This is a genomic window from Thalassospira sp. A3_1 (assembly GCF_017744215.1).
GTDB classification, from domain to species: domain Bacteria; phylum Pseudomonadota; class Alphaproteobacteria; order Rhodospirillales; family Thalassospiraceae; genus Thalassospira; species Thalassospira lucentensis_A.
In genome coordinates this window covers 1,478,996-1,495,961 of record NZ_JAGHQQ010000001.1, presented here as the reverse complement: position 1 = coordinate 1,495,961, position 16,966 = coordinate 1,478,996, and the positions used below count along the sequence as shown (strand labels likewise).

The 16,966-nt window shown below is 53.4% G+C and carries 17 protein-coding genes; 4 read left to right on the top strand and 13 right to left on the bottom strand.

The window, feature by feature from the left end:
* Positions 1-11: 11 nt before the first annotated feature.
* The 11 genes from flgK to J7395_RS06730 all read right to left on the bottom strand — a co-directional run bounded on the left by flgK (position 12) and on the right by J7395_RS06730 (position 11,234).
* The gene (gene flgK, locus J7395_RS06780) at positions 12-1,733 is read right to left on the bottom strand and encodes a flagellar hook-associated protein FlgK (RefSeq protein WP_209220961.1); all 1,722 of its coding nucleotides are present in this window, start codon (positions 1,731-1,733) and stop codon (positions 12-14) included.
* A 31-nt stretch (positions 1,734-1,764) separates the two neighbouring features.
* The gene (locus J7395_RS06775) at positions 1,765-2,178 is read right to left on the bottom strand and encodes a hypothetical protein (RefSeq protein ID WP_209220960.1); all 414 of its coding nucleotides are present in this window, start codon (positions 2,176-2,178) and stop codon (positions 1,765-1,767) included.
* Between the two features lie 35 nt (positions 2,179-2,213).
* Positions 2,214-3,509, bottom strand: a complete 1,296-nt coding sequence (gene flgE / locus J7395_RS06770) for a flagellar hook protein FlgE (protein ID WP_209220959.1) — start codon at positions 3,507-3,509, stop codon at positions 2,214-2,216.
* Positions 3,510-3,526: 17 nt separating this feature from the next.
* Entirely contained in the window at positions 3,527-4,222 is a 696-nt protein-coding gene (locus J7395_RS06765) for a FlgD immunoglobulin-like domain containing protein (RefSeq protein WP_209220958.1), read from the bottom strand.
* A gap of 165 nt (positions 4,223-4,387) precedes the next feature.
* Positions 4,388-4,894 (bottom strand): periplasmic heavy metal sensor, encoded by a 507-nt coding sequence (locus tag J7395_RS06760; protein WP_097053239.1) that lies wholly within the window; start codon positions 4,892-4,894, stop codon positions 4,388-4,390.
* Positions 4,891-5,574: a hypothetical protein gene (locus J7395_RS06755; RefSeq protein WP_209220957.1), complete on the bottom strand. Its 684-nt coding sequence runs from the start codon at positions 5,572-5,574 to the stop codon at positions 4,891-4,893. Before J7395_RS06755 ends, J7395_RS06760 begins: the two co-directional genes overlap by 4 nt.
* 59 nt (positions 5,575-5,633) lie before the next feature.
* Positions 5,634-6,245 (bottom strand): sigma-70 family RNA polymerase sigma factor, encoded by a 612-nt coding sequence (locus J7395_RS06750; RefSeq protein WP_156484625.1) that lies wholly within the window; start codon positions 6,243-6,245, stop codon positions 5,634-5,636.
* 7 nt (positions 6,246-6,252) lie between these two features.
* On the bottom strand, positions 6,253-6,726 hold the full coding sequence (locus J7395_RS06745) for a flagellar protein FliS (protein ID WP_209220956.1): 474 nt from the start codon (positions 6,724-6,726) through the stop codon (positions 6,253-6,255).
* A complete protein-coding gene (gene fliD, locus J7395_RS06740) occupies positions 6,716-8,404 on the bottom strand; it encodes a flagellar filament capping protein FliD (protein WP_209220955.1) in 1,689 nt (562 codons plus the stop codon). Before fliD ends, J7395_RS06745 begins: the two co-directional genes overlap by 11 nt.
* A 77-nt stretch (positions 8,405-8,481) precedes the next feature.
* Positions 8,482-9,300, bottom strand: coding sequence for a flagellin (locus tag J7395_RS06735; protein ID WP_062952248.1), 819 nt, complete (start codon positions 9,298-9,300; stop codon positions 8,482-8,484).
* Between the two features lie 245 nt (positions 9,301-9,545).
* Positions 9,546-11,234 carry an EAL domain-containing protein gene (locus J7395_RS06730; protein ID WP_209220954.1) on the bottom strand — a complete coding sequence of 563 codons (1,689 nt, stop codon included), beginning with the start codon at positions 11,232-11,234 and terminating at the stop codon, positions 9,546-9,548.
* A gap of 438 nt (positions 11,235-11,672) precedes the next feature.
* Here J7395_RS06730 and J7395_RS06725 point away from each other — a divergent pair, with 438 nt between their 5' ends.
* From J7395_RS06725 to dapE, 3 genes are all read left to right on the top strand, one after another.
* Positions 11,673-12,371 (top strand): pyrimidine 5'-nucleotidase, encoded by a 699-nt coding sequence (locus J7395_RS06725; RefSeq protein WP_114109100.1) that lies wholly within the window; start codon positions 11,673-11,675, stop codon positions 12,369-12,371.
* 180 nt (positions 12,372-12,551) lie between these two features.
* Positions 12,552-13,397 carry a 2,3,4,5-tetrahydropyridine-2,6-dicarboxylate N-succinyltransferase gene (gene dapD, locus J7395_RS06720; RefSeq protein ID WP_209220953.1) on the top strand — a complete coding sequence of 282 codons (846 nt, stop codon included), beginning with the start codon at positions 12,552-12,554 and terminating at the stop codon, positions 13,395-13,397.
* 146 nt (positions 13,398-13,543) lie between these two features.
* Positions 13,544-14,686 carry a succinyl-diaminopimelate desuccinylase gene (dapE, locus tag J7395_RS06715; protein WP_209220952.1) on the top strand — a complete coding sequence of 381 codons (1,143 nt, stop codon included), beginning with the start codon at positions 13,544-13,546 and terminating at the stop codon, positions 14,684-14,686.
* On the opposite strand, the gene J7395_RS06710 is transcribed toward dapE, so the two are convergent.
* On the bottom strand, positions 14,650-15,363 hold the full coding sequence (locus tag J7395_RS06710; RefSeq protein WP_209220951.1) for a TetR/AcrR family transcriptional regulator: 714 nt from the start codon (positions 15,361-15,363) through the stop codon (positions 14,650-14,652). The genes dapE and J7395_RS06710 overlap by 37 nt on opposite strands.
* 157 nt (positions 15,364-15,520) lie before the next feature.
* On the opposite strand from J7395_RS06710, the gene J7395_RS06705 reads away from it, so the two are divergent.
* Entirely contained in the window at positions 15,521-16,189 is a 669-nt protein-coding gene (locus tag J7395_RS06705) for a glutathione S-transferase family protein (protein ID WP_062952263.1), read from the top strand.
* A gap of 126 nt (positions 16,190-16,315) precedes the next feature.
* Here J7395_RS06705 and J7395_RS06700 read toward each other — a convergent pair whose 3' ends face one another.
* Positions 16,316-16,924: a glutathione S-transferase family protein gene (locus tag J7395_RS06700; RefSeq protein ID WP_209220949.1), complete on the bottom strand. Its 609-nt coding sequence runs from the start codon at positions 16,922-16,924 to the stop codon at positions 16,316-16,318.
* Between the last annotated feature and the right edge of the window lie 42 nt (positions 16,925-16,966).

Sequence of the window (16,966 nt, the reverse complement as noted above, 5' to 3'; positions counted from 1 at the left end):
TTCTTTACCCTTTACCGGACAGCTTCAAGCAAGGTGTCCATCAGCGATTGCGTGATTTCGAGGATCGCGGCAGCCGCTTCATAGGCACTTTCAAGATTGGCCATTGTCAGGGCCTCTTCGTCGGTATTGACGCCATACTGATTGGAAAAACTTTCGACCAGATCACTATAGGCCGTGCTCGCGACACTGGCTTTGGTTTCGGCACTTGAAGCCTGTTGGGCAACATCAGACAGTATTTCCGACGCGTAATCCGAAAGCGTCGTTTTGGTACTGCCAAGGTTCCCGGCCGCATCGAAACTGACATTGGTATCAAAAACATTCGCCAGCGCCTCGGCCACATCCGAGCTTCCCGACGAAATCACACTGTCGCCAACGGCCAAAGCAGCGTCATCCGATCCCGATCCGGTTGGCACCAGACTGGAATCTGCAAGCCACGCGGCATTCACCGAGATATCGTCGGCCCCGGTTCCTGTGAACATGTCGTTCAGACCGAAATAGTCGGAAAAACCCTGCGCATCTGCCCCAACCTCGGCATCCATATTGACAATCGAAACACCGTAATCATCCTCGAAACTGGCAACCGTTAACGTGCCATCGGCATTTACCGTCGCCGTCATGTTGGCAGATGCATTGATCTGATCGACCAGATCCTGAACCGTCGTCACCGTCGTCAGATCAATATCAAGGATTTCAGTCGCGTTGCCATCCTCGTCCGTCGCCACCAACCGCACGGTACCCGTTCCCGAAAAGGCATCCGTCAATGCCGTTGTCTCGCTTGATGTCAGCTCGGTCGGGCCGGGATAGGATGTGCCGAGATTGGTGACGGCATTGATGCTGTCCATCAGGGTCACGGCCAACGCATCAAGCTCGTCCTGAATGCCCGGCAGGGTTTCGTCGCGCAGATCGATAAGCCCACGCAGCTCACCACCGCTGATATCATCCGAGATCGACTTGCCGTTCACCGTAATGTCACCAAATACTGTATCGACATTGACCGTACCGACGGCATTATATTCAAGCTCCTGCACCTGGCTTCCGACGACAAGCGTGCCACCGATATAGACCTGCGTCTGGTTTGACGAACTGGTGTAATAGGTCACGTCAACCAATTTGGACAGTTCCTGAATGGCAACCGCGCGTGCATCTTCAAGTTCGCTTGCCGCCAGTGTCGTTCCATCCGTTCCGGTCAACTGCTCGTTATAGGACTGAATTTCATTCAGAAGCGAATTGATCTGATCAATCGTATCCTCGATCGACTGATCGGCCGCCGCACGCTGATCCTGAACACCGTCCGAAAGGCTGTTAAGCTCGCTTGCGATCTGTTCCGCGTCGGTCAGAACCAGCGACTTTGCCGACTGGCTGTCCGCACTGGCAGCAAGGGATGCAATTGATGTTTCAAGATCGGTAATCAGGGTCGATATCGCGTCATCATCGCCAACTGATCCGAAATTGCTTGAAACGATTTCAAACGGGTCGGCAAACACGGATGCATATCCACTTTCCGATGCGGCTTCGTTGATCGCCTTGATCAGATAACTGTCAACGCTTGACCCTACCGAAGTGACCGAAACGCCCACAGCCGATCCACCGCTGACATTGCTGGCCAGACTGGTCGACTTGGTTGTATATCCTTCGACCGACGCATTGGCGATGTTGTTCGAAGATACGGCAATCCCGGTCTGACTTGATTGCAATGCGCTGAACGCAGCAGATTGGGCAGCACGGATCGACATTTTTCTGACCTGCCAGTTGTCAAAAGTGCAGTTACATCTTCAAATTCAGAATGGCGCGTGTCGATTTGCCGTGCAGATCACCATCGCGGTCATATGAAGTTGCCTGATCACCTGCCGTTGCAGCCCAACCGGCACGAATACGTTTCAGGCAGGCATCACGCTTGGCCATAAGGCGGATATTATTGCGATCAAGCTTATTGCGAAGACTGCGCACCAACTCAAAATTGATGATCTGGCCAGCAAGCGGATTTTCCGGATCGGCCTGTTTCTGAGCATGCAGTTCGGACTTCAGCGCATCTTCCAGCAGAGTCTTTTCCGCCGTGATATCGGGCAAAAGGTCATACTGACCCTGTTCAAGGATCCGCCATTCGACATCGAGAAGTTCTTCGAGACGCGCAATGATCTGCGCGACGGCGTCGCTATCGTTTGGAAGTGCCAAAGCCATTGCTGTCATAACCTGAAATCCCCCTGCTTCACGACTTAGTTCACTGCCGAAATGAGCGTGTCATACATATCGCTGGTCGTTGAAACGACCTGTGCCGCCGCCGAATAGGCCTGCTGTGCGATGATCATTTTGGAAAACTGGCTGGTAGTATCGACGGTGGAACTTTCCAGCGAATAATCCGCCAGCGTCCCGGTTCCGCCATCACCCGGGGTTTTCAGCACGTAGCTTCCCGATGTGTTGCTTTCCTTGTAAACGGTGTCGCTATAGGCAGTCAGACCATCCGCATTCGCAAAGTCCGCCAGTACGATCTGATAAACCGGTTCGCTTTCACCGTTCTCATAGGTGACCGAAACAACCCCGTCGTCCGAGATCGATATCTCGGCGATCTCGCTGTAGTTTGAACCGTTCTGACCGACAGAATACAGCGTCATGTCGCCATCTTCTTCGTCGGACGCAAATTGCTGCAAGCCGTCGTCATCACCGGCCGTTCCAAGATCGGAAACGATAGAGCTATCATTCGCCCCGGTGGTCCAGCCGGTGATGGTCAGAGTTGCGTTGTCGGTCACATCAGTGCCGCTGGTATCCGTAATCGCCGAAAGATTGCCATCCCCGTCAAAGGTAATCGTCAATGGACCACCCGAGGACGTACCCGTAACCGTCGTCCCGTCCGATGTCAGAACCGGATCAGAATAGGTCAGTTCCCATTCGTTCGCTGCGATCTTCTCATAGGTGTAAGTCACCGTATGACTGGTTCCGAGACTGTCAAAAACCTCGACATCGACGGAAAATACATCGCCAACGGCCGCATCTGCCGGAAGATTGGCGACCATCGAAACTTCAGTCGTGGCTTCGGCCGTACCGGTCAGGTCTTCAAGATTGATGGTGGTCAAAGCCGACGTACTTGTCGGGACAGTTCCACTTGCCGGATTGCCATCATCATCCAGGGCATAACCCATGAGGTAATAGCCCGAACTGTTGACCAGGTTTCCTTCGGAATCCGTATCGAAATCGCCGGCGCGCGTATAGTAGACGTCGCCATTGGCATCGGTCACGACAAAGAAACCATCACCCGAAATCGCCAGACTGGTCGCTGTATCATCTGCCTGAATCAGTCCTTGCGAGCTGATATTAGTCTGGGTCGATGTCGTCACACCGTTCGAATAGCCGGTCGTTGTCGAACCGGGGGTCGTTACCAGTGACGAGAAGGATGTCGAACTGTCCTTATAACCGACAGTCTCGCTGTTGCTGATATTGCCCGAAATCACACCAAGCGATGTTGATTGCGCATTCAGCCCCAGAACGGCGGAATTCAGTGCACTGCTTAAGCTCATGACCTTGATCCTTCACTTCAGGAAACTGTTTGCGTGCCCTGAACGCCCGAGATCGAAACATCGACCCCGTTGACATACAGCACGGCTTCATCGCCGGTCAGGTCGATTGCCGACACCACACCGGTCATCAGAGTTTCGGAATCAACGGAATTTCCATCCGCATCGGTCGCCTCAACCGAAAGGGTATAGGTGCCCGACGTCAGCGTGCTACCGCCACCAGTCGTCCCGTCCCAGGTGAAATTATTCGCCCCCTCGGCACCGGTCACTGTCCTCTCATAGACGACATTTCCATCTTCATCGGTGATTTCGATGCTGACATTCGATGCATCATCATCAAGAACGAAATACCATTCGGCCTCGCCATCTTCGAGCGGCGCGGTGTCCCCGACTGCGACAATATCGGTACCAAGATAGGACTGCGCCGCACTGTCATCGATCACGCCCTGCAAGGTCAGAAGCGATTCCGAAAGATCGGACAGCAAAGCATTATTCTGTTCAGCCAGTTCGAGCTGCTCGAAGGTTGCCAGCTGCGTGGTCATCTCCGACACATCTTCGGGATCGGTCGGATCCTGATTCTGAAGTGTCGTCAGCATCAGCGTCATATAGGTTTCGTAGGTCGAGCTTTCGCTCGTACTCGACGAGGTCGATGTGCTTGACGATGACGTCGTCGAAGCCGTCAGGTTATCGTATGTCAGGCCGCTGAGGTAACTCATCACCGCCTCCATAAAGCGAACATTGATCGGGTCTATGTTCGTTTCACGCTGGACGACGGAAAAACTGGCGCAGCAAATTCATTTTTTTGAATAATAAATCCAAAAACAAAAAGGGAGTGTCCAAGCACTCCCTTGTGATCACACGCCGTTCAGTTGACGTCGATGTTATCGCGGTGGCGGCGGCGGTCCCGGACGATGCAACGCCAATTCAGCCCGATCTTCGGGCGACAAGCGGACCGCGACATTGGCCATATGATTCAGGATACGACCGATATCATCACCGATACCGTTTTTCATTCTGCCAAAGACGTCGCGAATCTCGGCGTCCGTTGCATCGTCACGCAACAAAACCTCGCGCAATTCCCTGAATTTTTTCAGATCGTCGCGGCGCTTCACCAAATCCTTTATCACGGGCGCGAACTCGGCATCAAAAACTGCCTGCCCGTCAGGACTGAGCTTTTCGCGCACATCGGCAAGCATACGAACACCTGGTGGTCGGTCATTATCTTGCCCCGGCATCGGTGGCGGAGCCCCCAGAAAACTGTGAAGGATCGTGCTACCTGCGGCAATACTTCCGGCAATCGTCCCGATCAGGAACAGGTTCAGTGCAAGCGAGGCCCACAAAAACTTTCGGGTGGCATTCGGTTTGCGACGATCATCAAAAACCATCATTCCCGCCCCTTTTGTGTGTTATCGCCATTCAAACCAATTCCCATGCCTTGCGACGCCTCATCAAAAACGTGATTTTCCAACGCCTGCACCATCGGCATTTCGGTTGCCTGGACGTCAGTGTGAATTGCCTGTTCCGACGTAAACACAACGCCGACAACAAAACCGAACATCACACACAGCACCATCCCGCAGGCTGATGCAAAGGTCGCGGAATAGTGCAGCAATGCCCGCGATGACTTGACCCGGATACCTGATTTTGCTCGTACCGGGTCTGTCGGTCCGGCCATACCGCTCACCGGATTTGGCGCCTTTTCGGATGGATATGTCCGTCGTTGTGGAGCCGGATCGTCCCCGTGCTCTGCCATTTGCGGCTCGGCACTATGTCCGGGACGTTCGTCGCTAAAGGAAAAGACATCGCTTTTGGCGTCGTGGCGCCGTGGTTCGGTTGCGATTTCTTCGGCCTCAATTGCCGCGAATATATCATCAATCGCGCGATGCTTGCCCATCGGCAACGGATCATCAGCCAGAAAATCTTCAACAGATTTCAGGGACCGGAGCAATTCTGCTGCTTCGTCATTCCGGGCAACGAAAATGTTGGCCTCATGGCGAAGCGGCTCGGGCCAGGACGATATGTCCCATCCGTATTGATCCAGCAATTCTTCAAATTTCTCGATCTTCACAGCACACCGCTTTTTTCTAGGACGAACCTACCTGTTCGAACGCAACTGAAGTTAACGATCTATCCCATCGCTTTCAACTCTTCACGCAGTCGCTTTCGTGCCCTTTTTAATAGTGATTCCATCGCATTGACGGAAACACCCATAATCGCGGCCGCTTCTTGGTTCGACAGCTCGCGGTCATAAAACAGATTGATGGCAATTTGTTGTTGCTCTGACAGCAGCTTGATCGCACTTCGAAGCCGTTTGAATTCCTGATGTTGTGCCAATTGTTCAACCGGTGACATCGCATCATCCGGCATGCTTTCAAGATCACTGCCGTCCACGAATTGCGGTTTGCGTTTCAGGTCGATTACCCGGTTAACCGCAACCCGATACAGCCAGGTTTTGAAACTGGCACCCTCAGGACGCCATTTTTCCCGGTGCAGCCAGACCCGGACAAAAACATCCTGTGCCGCGTCCTCTGCATCGCCAGCGGTCAGCCCCATGCGCCGCGCGATCCCAATGATCCCACGATAGTATCGTTCAACAAGCACGCGATAGGCGCGCTTGTCGCTCCGAACCATCAGGGCCACAAGGTCCTGATCAGCAAGTTCCGACAGGGCAGCCGTCTGCTTTGCCGCCTCGGAGGCTTGCGATCCCGATGTCATTTCGCGACGGATGCCTACACTCAACTGCCCCTCACAACACCTGTTCCACGATATGACGGGTCCCGCGAACCTGTTGTGGCCCGACGGACTGCGGATTGACCGATTTGAAACTTTCCCACTGTTTTGCCAGTGCTTCGAGGTTCCGGTCCACTATTTCATAACGTTCCTCAAGCGGTGTTTTCCGCCCGTTTCGAGCCAGAAGTTTTATCATCCGTGCATAGAATGCATACAGATCACGGGATAATTCCGGTGCTGACTTCGGCGCGACAACTGCCTGCAATGCTCGCAATCGATTGACCGCAATTGCCTTTTCCTGACGTTCAAGATCGAAATGTTTTTCTTCACGGTATTGTTTGGCCGCCCGCAGATGCTGGCGCGTACGAGTGATGGCGATCACCATCATCCCAACCGGTGACGTTGTACGCAATGCATTGTTGTATTGTGCGCTTGCACCGGCAAAACGATAGGCCTGCTGTGCAGTCGTCTGCGAATGCTTATTCATCATCACCCCACAAGGCTTCAAGTTGTTCGCGCAGCAGCTGAAGCTGATACATCTTGGTTTCCAGCGCCGAGTAGCGCTCCGTCAGATCTTCGGCATAAGCCTCGGCAGCAGTTGTTACCTCGTCGATTTCATCCTCAAGATCGGATGTCTGTTCTTCGAGCCGATCGATCCGGGCGGAAATCAGGCCATCCGAACTGTTGGTATATTTGTCGAGTGCATTGACCATTTCATTGGCAAGTCCGCTGGAAATCGTGACATCGACACTTTCGGAACTGTCACCGCCGAAATACAGCTCGACACCTTCATAGACCGACCCTTCAGCCCCGATGATATTGTTGCCGCTGATGGTGAACAGACTGGAATCACCGCCGACACTGGCCGACGTGATATTGCCGTCGGCATCAACTGCAATATCGATGGTAAAGGTGCCGGTATAGGTACCATCGGCTTCTGACACCAGCAGGTTGTCCGAACCGGTATCGGTCGACAGTGAAAACAGATCGGCAACCTCGTCAAAATTCGAAACCAGCGCATCTTCAAGTGTCTCGGAATCAATAACCAGATAGTTGCTTTCATCAAAGGTGATGCCGATCGATGACAGGGACGCATATGTGTCGCTGTCATCGGTAAAGGACAGCGCGTCATAAACCGACGAAACAACAGAACTTAAAAGTGAATCGCCAAACAGGACCGCATCCTCGCTCGCTCCTTCACCGGCCTCATAGGCCTGGTTGGTGATGACGAAACTGCGCAGTTCGTTATATGCGGTAACAAAAGCCTCGATCGCATCATAGACCGAGCTCGCATCCTCATCGATTTCAAGCGTGATTTCCGTGCCTGCTTCCTCGGCATACAGATAAAGCGTGACACCATCAATCACGTCATCAACCGTGTTGCTGCTGCGCGTTACCTCGACCCCATCGACAGAAAAGATCGCCTGATCGGCTGCTACCAGTTCGTTGGCATAACTACCATCGGCATTGATCAGACCCAGCGATGCTGCAATCGTGGTATCGGCTCCGTCTGTATCAAAGGTGATCTCCTGCCCGGTATCAATGGCCGATAGCACCAACATATATTCATCGTCGGATACCTGAAGCACACTGGCGCGTACACCGGTTGCACTGCTCTGGTCATTGATGGCATCCGCAATATCGTCAAGCGACATGTCACCGGATATCTCGATATCCGTCGCAGTATAATCATCCCCGGCCACAAGACTGAAGGTACCTGAGAGGCCTGCCGACGCCGACGCATCGGCATAGGTATCGCCGCCCAATTTGTGGGCAGTCGCCATCTGTTTGATTTCAATCGTATAACTGCCAACAGCAGCCTCATCGTCTACCAGAACACCCAGCACATCCGACGCAGTGGTGTTGGCATCCGACGATGACAGATAGGCCGATTTCCCGACCCAGACATCGTCGCGCAGGCTTTCAAGCTCGGCCGATGCCGTCAGCGCGTCGGCCGCATCTTCCAGCGCTTCCAGCAAGTCCTGCAGATCTTCAAACGCCGCAATTTCAAGTTCAAGCTCATCAACCTCTGCCTCGATGGTGTCGGCGACTTCCATCTTTACATTATAGGCGTCTTCAACCAGTTGGGCCGTATCAAGGTCGGTCAGCCCCGAAACATAGGACGAGGATACGTAGCTCGACGAAGTAGACGAATTGACGGTCGACATCCTGCCCTCCCTTTCATGCGACACGAAACAAAACAGGGCCACCCGGCGGCTCTAAAACCGGATGACCCCACGCCGAGTTAGCTCAGCAAACGCGAGAGCTTCTCGAGATTTTCGTTGGAAACCGACAGAGCCTGGATGGCAGAATCCATCTTCACACCAAGTTCCGTCTGTTCAGCACTCAGTTCCGCGATATCGGCATCCATATAGACGCTCATTGCGGCTTCAAGGTTTGTCTGTGCGGTTTCGATGTTGCCGGACGCATAATCAAACCGCGACATCAGCGCACCGACCGTTGCGCGGCCAGAAGAAACGGTCGTAACAGCCGCCTCGATTGCCGTCAGCTCGGTCGCTGCATTGGTCGAGGACGTCAAATCACCGGCCAAGCCAAGGCTTGCTGCGTCATAGGCCTGTGCAGACAGGTCAACGGCAATTGCAGCAACACTTGAATCGGCCGAAACGGTGAAGTTCTCGTTATAGGTGCCGTCCAGCAGTGAAGTATCGAAATAGGTCGTCGAGTTGACGATAGAATCAACCTGTGCAACCAGTTCCTGATATTCCGCGTCAAGATAGGCACGTTCCGTATCGGTCACCGAACCCGAAGATGCTTCGGATGCAAGTTCATACATACGTTCAAGAATATCGCCGATTTCCGAAAGACCGCCGTCAGCGGTTTCAAGAATGGCCGTTGCGACTTCGGCGTTATCACCAGCCTGTTCCCAGGCGGCATAGTCAACAGACATCGCAGTATAAACGGCAAGACCCGCAGCATCATCCGATGCAGAGTTGATCGACTTGCCGCTCGACATTGCCGTCAGAACAGAAGTCATCTCGTCAGTGGTCTTGTTCAGGTTCGACACTGCCAGTGTCGCCGACATATTGGTGTTAATGCTCGCCATTTTCTGGATCTCCTATATGGAAGAATGGAACTGACATACCTGCCAACCGACCAAAACGGGCCGGTATCCATATCCACGCAGACAAGCGGCAAAACTGGCGATGCATTTGGCGTTTTTTTCCGCACTTGCAGAAACCTGCCCCAAAATGACTGTTTTCAGCGTTTCCCAAGCGAAATTATTTGCGTTTCCGACATTAAAAAAAGGCCGCCGTTGTAGCGACCTTTGCAGTGACTATCGGGTTGAGTCTAATGGCGCTTGGGATCGTGAATATTGCGCCAGTAAAGCGTGATATCGTTTTCAGGTTTGCCAAAAAGATACCCTTGCGCATAGTCGAAACCGACCTTTGTCACCATTTCACGCATGGCATCGGTTTCGATCATTTCCGCCACCACTTCGACCTTCAGTTCATGACACAGATCAACCAGCGACTTCATGAACGCACGACCTTTGGATGATTTCAGGGACTGGCGGATTGATTCTCCGTCGATCTTGACATAATCGACATCCAGCGCACTCAGATACCGGAAATTCGATGCCCCGGTACCGAAATCATCCAGACAAATCTCAACGCCGAAATCCCGAAAACGTGTGATCCAGGTCGAAGCCGTATCGATGTCGGTGATTTCAGCCGTTTCGGTGATCTCGATCATCAGCTGCCCCATCGTATCGCGATTGCGTTCAAAAAGAGCAATTACCGACCGGCAGAAATCCGGGTTTTCAATACTGTGGCCCGAGACGTTAACCGCAACGCGGGCATCAATACCCTCGTCCAGCTGATTGCGTATCCATTTAAGCGTCCGTCGCATCATAGCCAGATCCAGCCTGTGGATCATATTGACCTGTTCGGCAAAAGTGATCAGACGATCCGTTGGAATCAGCTTGCCTTCGTCATCATAAAAACGTGCAAGAACCTCGAAATGGTGAATTTCCGCAGATGGCAATCGCACGATCGGCTGATAAACCGCATCGAATTTCAGCCGATCGACCCGCATTCCGAAATCGCGCATGGCCGAGAATGTGTCATTTACCAGATTGGGGGCCTGTCCGATCAGGCGGGAAAATGTGAATCCGTGCTCCTGCCGGTCGCAGAACCGGCGGATGGAATAAAGCACCCCACGCGCCAGATCGCCCGGCGGGATCATCTCGGCGGTGAAATCGGTAACAGATGTCGAAATATCCACCCCCTTGCCCGACGGATCGGCATCCCGTGCACAGTCGGCAATCCGGTTTTCAAGTTCGCCAACCGGCACGTCCGGCCTGTGTAACATGCCAAACTGGTTGCCATTCAGGCGACCCGCGGTATCCCCGGCAACGGAGTGCGCACGCAGAAACGCACCTATACTGGCCAGCATTTCATCACGTTCGATTTGCTCCATGCGTTTGCACAATGGATCAAACGCATTCAGCGTCATCAGGGTAAATTTATGTTCTGCACCGGTTTCGCGTTGCGCCATAAGACGTTCGGTCACCACCCGGGAAAGGCTTTCCTCGTCCATCAGGCCGGTTGCATCATCGCGCTTGATCGATCGCGCCACATCATGAGGCAATGTGTTGATCGCAACGCGCAGGGCGACAAAAAAATGATCGCCAAGATCAGGAAGGAAATAACCGCTCATGGAGACCGGGGCGCTTAGCTGTTCGTCCGGGCGAATAAACCGCACCTGGATGTTGTCCATCCGGCCACGACGGCGCGCCACATATAACATTTCCTGAACCAGCGGTCTGAATTGCGGGGCCAGCACGGACTGCAGGGTATGGCCTTCAAGATCGGCTGCCGACCGGCCAATCATTCCATCTGCCGCACCGGATGCGAACACGATCCTCAGATCGTCATCCAGTTCCAGCAGAAGATCCCCCCACACAAACGCAAGTGCCGCGAAGCGGTTTCGTTCGTTTCGCAGTTCCGTCGTGCGACTTTTGAGAAGCTTTTCCAAAGGGTCCTCTTGAGCTGCCTCGAAATCCTTGCGCCTTCCTGCCCCCAATTCAGGAAGTCACATCATCCGCAAAGACGAATTCGCCTATCATCTGCATGGCACCCTTAATAACGCCTTTACAGCACCAGCAGATTTCGAACCTGGCGAACATATTTCCGGGTGCATCATGCTCCGTAAACCGGAACATCCCCCTTGGCACCGTCACGTTCCGAACGCAGATTGATTATATCTTTGTTCGGGCGGGGCTTTTTAAACCCCAAACCCGAATTATTCGAGCCTGAAATGATTGCAAAAACCGCATGCCTACAATGATGCACTGCAAAATACATCGCCCTGCCTTTGCAAACCGGCTGTAATCCCATAAGAAAGAACAGCCGAAAGCGTAATGACCACCGTCTGAATTCTCGTCGCCACTGCACACAACCGGATTGATCCAACATGTCGCCGATCGTTTCTGCTGCCACCGCCATGCCGCGCATTGCGCCCGACAATGTCCTGATCTTTGATCTCGACAACACGCTTTATCCGTCGGCATGTGACCTGTTTTCGCAGGTATCCAATCTGATCGGCCAGTATGTGCGCGACACATTGCACCTTCCGGCGGACGAGGCCTATGTCATCCAGAAAAGCTACTTTCATCGCTATGGCACAACGCTGCGTGGTCTGATGACCGAACATGATATTGATCCCGCGGACTACCTGAACAAGGTTCACAATATTGATCTGTCAGTGGTCGATCCTGCGCCGGAGCTGGCAGCAGCGTTGAATGCACTGCCCTGCCGCAAGGTGATTTTCACCAATGCATCACGTGGACATGCTGAAAGGGTGATGGACCGCCTTGGCATTGCCAGCCATTTTGAAACCATCTTTGACATCGTTGATGCCGACTATATCCCCAAGCCTGAACGCCAGCCCTATGATCGGCTTCTTGCGCGTGATGCGATTGATCCGGCACGCGCGATCTATTTCGAAGACATGGCCAAAAACCTGCTTCCGGCCAAGGATATGGGCATGACCACCGTCTGGGTCCACACGGACGAGGAATGGGCGCAGGCCGGAAGCGATGATCCCCGGATTGATCACCAAACCGACAATCTAGTGCATTTCTTGCGCAAACTGGCCATCAGTCCGGTATAAAACCGTTCGCGAGCGAATTTGTCATGGTTCCAAGATTGAGCTTGCCCTCATGATCGGGTAATTCTTTCGCGGGTCAGGATCAGGGAACCCCTAAGTAAACTGGCGGAGTTGACTTCACCACAGGCTTTGACCATTCTCCGCCCGACATGAAATTAAAGCTGACCGCAAGGACTTCTGAAAATGGACAGAACAGAACTTGAAGGCGTGATCAACGTCGCTTGGGAAAACCGCGACGAAATCAGCTCTGCCACCCAGGGTGAAATCCGCAAGGCGGTCGACCAGACGCTTGCCGCACTTGATAGCGGTAAACTGCGTGTTGCTGAAAAAACCGATGGCAAGTGGGTTGTCAATCAGTGGGCCAAGAAGGCGGTTCTTCTGTCCTTCCGTCTCAATGACATGACCACCATTTCCGGCGGCCCCGGCGAAAACACCAACTGGTGGGACAAGGTCCCGTCGAAATTTGAAGGGTGGGGCGAGGCCGAATTCAAAAATGCCGGTTTCCGCGCCGTACCGGGCAGCATCGTGCGCCGTTCGGCCTATGTCGCACCGGGTACCGTTCTGATGCCGAGCTTTGTGAACCTTGGTGCCTATGTTGATACCGGCGTCATGGTTGATACCTGGGCGACCGTCGGCTCCTGCGCACAGATCGGTAAAAACGTTCACCTGTCTGGTGGTGCAGGTATCGGTGGCGTCCTTGAACCACTGCAGGCCGGTCCGGTCATTATCGAAGACAACGCCTTTATCGGGGCGCGTTCGGAAATCGTTGAAGGTGTGATCGTCGAAGAAGGTGCCGTGATTTCGATGGGTGTGTTTATCGGTGCATCGACCAAGATCATTGACCGCACCACCGGCGAAACCTTTATCGGCCGTGTCCCGGCCTATTCGGTTGTGGTTCCGGGCAGCATTCCGGGCAAACCGTTGCCCGATGGCAAGCCGGGGCCAAGCCTGTATTGCGCGGTTATCATCAAACGTGTGGATGAAAAAACCCGTTCGAAAACCTCGATCAACGAATTGCTGCGTGACTGATTTCTGTCACACGATTTGCCAATGATTTATAAGGGGCGAGGCGGAAAACCGTTTCGCTCCTTTTTTGCTCGTCAAATGTTTCCAGTGAAACATTGATAATGGGATGCAAATCCTCGTCCATCATCACGAAGCCAAGAGAATATCAAATGCCCACCGCCCTTGACCTTGCCCAGTCCCTGATCCGCTGCCCGTCCGTCACGCCTGCGGATGCCGGTGCCCTTGATGTATTGCAGGCTGCCCTTGAAGCACGCGGCTTTGACTGCAAACGCAAAGTCTTTCACGAAGACGGCTGGGATAGCATCGACAACCTTTATGCCCGGCTGGGCACCAAAGGGCGCAATTTCTGTTTTGCCGGACATACTGATGTGGTTCCGGCAGGCGATGCCGCAGCATGGACAGTTGATCCATTTGGTGGCGAAATCAAGGATGGCCGTCTGTTTGGGCGCGGTGCGGTTGATATGAAAACCAACATTGCCTGTTTCGTTGAATCGGTTGATGCCTTTTTGGCAGCCCATCCCGATTTTGACGAGAGCATCAGCTTCCTGATTACCGGTGATGAAGAAGCCGATGCGGTGAACGGCACGGTCAAGCTTCTCGACTGGTGTGACAAACATGGCGAGAAACTTGATGTCTGTCTTCTGGGAGAACCGACCAATCCAACTTATCTGGGCGAGATGATGAAAGTCGGTCGCCGCGGTTCCATTACCGGCTGGCTGACGATCTATGGCGCACAGGGGCATGTTGCCTATCCGCATCTGGCCGATAATCCTGTACCACGCATGTTAAAGGTCCTTAATGCCCTTACCACGCACGAACTCGATAAGGGCACTCCGCATTTCCAGCCAAGCAATCTGGAAGTCACCACCGTCGATGCCGGAAATCCCGCGACCAACGTGGTGCCGTCGAAGGTCAGTGCCGCATTTAATATCCGTTTCAACGACCTGCATCAGGGTGTCGATCTGGAAAAATGGATCCGTGAAACCTGTGCCGCACATGCCGGTGCCCATGACCTTAAAGTCAAGATTTCCGGCGAGGCGTTTGTATCCGAGCCCGGCAAGCTTGCTGCCCTGATTTCCGATGCCTCGGAAAAGGTCACGGGCCATCGACCGGATATGAGCACCACGGGCGGCACATCGGATGCCCGCTTTATCCACAAATATTGCGAAGTCGCGGAATTCGGTCTGGTCGGACAAAGCATGCACAAGGTCGATGAGCATGCCATGGTCGAAGACATTGAAAAACTGGTCGTGATTTACGCCGATGTTCTGGATGGTTTCTTTGCGCAATAGGTCAGCGTCGTTTCTACATTTTCAGGCGAGATCTTGAGCCGTGGCACGGTTTTTCGCACGGAGTTCAGGATCAGCTCGGCCGTTTCGTCATCAACAGCCCTGCCAAGCACCATCGCACCTACCATCATTGAGAGCATCGCGGTTGCATTGATGCGGTGTTCCTTACCGATTTCATCAAGTGGCGGACTTTCAAACCAGGCATTGGCTTCTTCGCGGGTCATCGGTGCCATGCCCCGTTCCTCAAGGGCCAGTTTCGCGGCAAGCTTGCCGCATGCCCCGCGAATAACCTTGGAAAAAGCCTTCTGTGCACGTTCGCCCGAACGGGCAACTTCGGTTGAGAGCGTTGGTAATGCACACCCCTTTTCGGGGTGATGCAGATGCTGATTGGACAGATAAAGCTCCGCAAAGGTAGTGGTCCAATCAAGTCCGAATTTTTCGGCCTTGCGCAAACGCGACAGGACCGGTTCGCCAAGAAGATCAATGCCGCTTTCGACGGTAGCGACAAACAGGTCTTCCTTGTTTTTGAAATGGGCATAAAACCCGCCGCGCGTGAGCCCGGCATCAGCCATCACCTGATCAATGGTAACATTTTCATAGCCGACCGTTTTGAAAAGCTTGGCCGCCGAGCGGATGATTTTTTGCCGCGTCTTTGGCTTGTGGTCCGGACTGTAAGGCATGCTTTGGCTCCAATTGGTGTGGCTGGAAACAAGGCTCGCACATTTTTAAAATATGTTCTTGAACATATTATGTGGTCCGCAATCCTGTTGGCAAGTTTCGCGCGTCAAAGCCCTGTTTTGGTTTCATGCGCGTATCACAGATGCAAAGGATTTTGCGATGTCCGAGGTGATTATTTACGGCATGCCGCGCAGCAGCCTGTCGCGCACTGTCCGGATTGCCTGTATCGAGAAAGAGATTTCGTTCGCGTTTCGCACCAAGGGCATTCAAACCCCCGGCTCATCCCCTACGCCCGAATTGCTGCGTTTCAATCCGTTTGGCAAGGTACCGGTTTTGGTACATGACAGTCTGGTACTGTACGAAACAGCCGCGATCTGCCGGTATATTGACGATGCCTTTGACGGACCGCTGTTACGCCCCGTGCGTCATGACAAGGTCGCGCATATGGAACAATGGATCAGTGTCGCGCTTACGCGGCTTGATCCGCATATCCTGCGGCAATTTGTCATCCCGATGGTCTTTGCCGATGAAGAACAGCGCAACGATCCGGGCTTTGCCACACGCATGAGCCGCATTGGCGACCTGATTGCCGGCGACCTCAAGGTACTTGATCCGCATTATGCCGATGGCTGGTTGTTCGGTCCGCGCTTTACCATTCCCGATATGCTGATTATGCCGATGATCCAGTATCTGAAAGCAATGCCCGGCGGGCCGGAAATTCTGGCAGAGGTCCCGAATATCAATGCCGCTTTCAACAATTTTCAGGCCCGCCATTCAGCCGCCGCAACCGATCCGTTATTGCCCGACCGGATTTTAAGGTCGGCATAGGGACACCTAACCATCTTTTTCTTTTCGCCGATGCGCTACCTGGATCACGCATCGGTTCTTGCAGCCGCCCCGATCAGGATGCCCCCATCCGATGACGGGGCGGCTTTTTTTCATCGGCGGATGGAATCAGGGCTTCCACGTGATCGGAACATATCCCGGCAGGGCGGCAATACGGTCAAGCCATGCAAGGATGCCCGGATAGATCGACAGATCGATATCGCCCTCTTCGGCAACGTGGGTGTAGGCGTAAAGGGATATATCAGCGATGGTCAACGCATCACCCACCAGCCAGTTATGCCCCGACAGGCGTTTTTCCATAAGATCGAGCGCCTTCTTCGCACCTGCGCGCTTCATCGGCACGAGAATATCGGCATGTTCGGGCATGCCCTTGATCCCGACCCATGACCGCAAAACGGCAATTGTCGGTTCGTGATCATATTGTTCAAAGAACAGCCATTGCATGACCGCGGTACGTTCCCACGCATCGGTCGGCAAATAGGGCGTTCCTTCGGCAAGGTGGATCAGGATCGCATTGCTTTCGGCCAGAACCCGGCCATCGTCGAACTCCAGCGCAGGGATTTTGCCATTGGCATTGATCCGCGACAGAAATTCAGGTGTGCGGGTTTCACCCTTGGTGATGTCATGCTCGACCAGAGCAAACGATTTGCCGAGAAGGGTTAACAGCAAACGGATTTTGTAACCATTTCCCGAAGGTAAAAAATCATGAAGGATCATTTCGATATTCCTTTGGCACTTGCAAACAGCAATGGCCGGCCA

Bases quoted from the DNA above. Each gene is read 5' to 3' on its own strand.
- flgK (WP_209220961.1), bottom strand. From the start codon at position 1,733: ATGTCGATCCGTGCTGCCCAATCTGCTGCGTTCAGCGCATTGCAATCA.
- J7395_RS06775 (WP_209220960.1), bottom strand. From the start codon at position 2,178: ATGGCTTTGGCACTTCCAAACGATAGCGACGCCGTCGCGCAGATCATT.
- flgE (WP_209220959.1), bottom strand. From the start codon at position 3,509: ATGAGCTTAAGCAGTGCACTGAATTCCGCCGTTCTGGGGCTGAATGCG.
- J7395_RS06765 (WP_209220958.1), bottom strand. From the start codon at position 4,222: ATGAGTTACCTCAGCGGCCTGACATACGATAACCTGACGGCTTCGACG.
- J7395_RS06760 (WP_097053239.1), bottom strand. From the start codon at position 4,894: ATGATGGTTTTTGATGATCGTCGCAAACCGAATGCCACCCGAAAGTTT.
- J7395_RS06745 (WP_209220956.1), bottom strand. From the start codon at position 6,726: ATGATGAATAAGCATTCGCAGACGACTGCACAGCAGGCCTATCGTTTT.
- fliD (WP_209220955.1), bottom strand. From the start codon at position 8,404: ATGTCGACCGTCAATTCGTCTACTTCGTCGAGCTACGTATCCTCGTCC.
- J7395_RS06735 (WP_062952248.1), bottom strand. From the start codon at position 9,300: ATGGCGAGCATTAACACCAATATGTCGGCGACACTGGCAGTGTCGAAC.
- J7395_RS06725 (WP_114109100.1), top strand. From the start codon at position 11,673: ATGTCGCCGATCGTTTCTGCTGCCACCGCCATGCCGCGCATTGCGCCC.
- dapD (WP_209220953.1), top strand. From the start codon at position 12,552: ATGGACAGAACAGAACTTGAAGGCGTGATCAACGTCGCTTGGGAAAAC.
- dapE (WP_209220952.1), top strand. From the start codon at position 13,544: ATGCCCACCGCCCTTGACCTTGCCCAGTCCCTGATCCGCTGCCCGTCC.
- J7395_RS06710 (WP_209220951.1), bottom strand. From the start codon at position 15,363: ATGCCTTACAGTCCGGACCACAAGCCAAAGACGCGGCAAAAAATCATC.
- J7395_RS06705 (WP_062952263.1), top strand. From the start codon at position 15,521: ATGTCCGAGGTGATTATTTACGGCATGCCGCGCAGCAGCCTGTCGCGC.
- J7395_RS06700 (WP_209220949.1), bottom strand. From the start codon at position 16,924: ATGATCCTTCATGATTTTTTACCTTCGGGAAATGGTTACAAAATCCGT.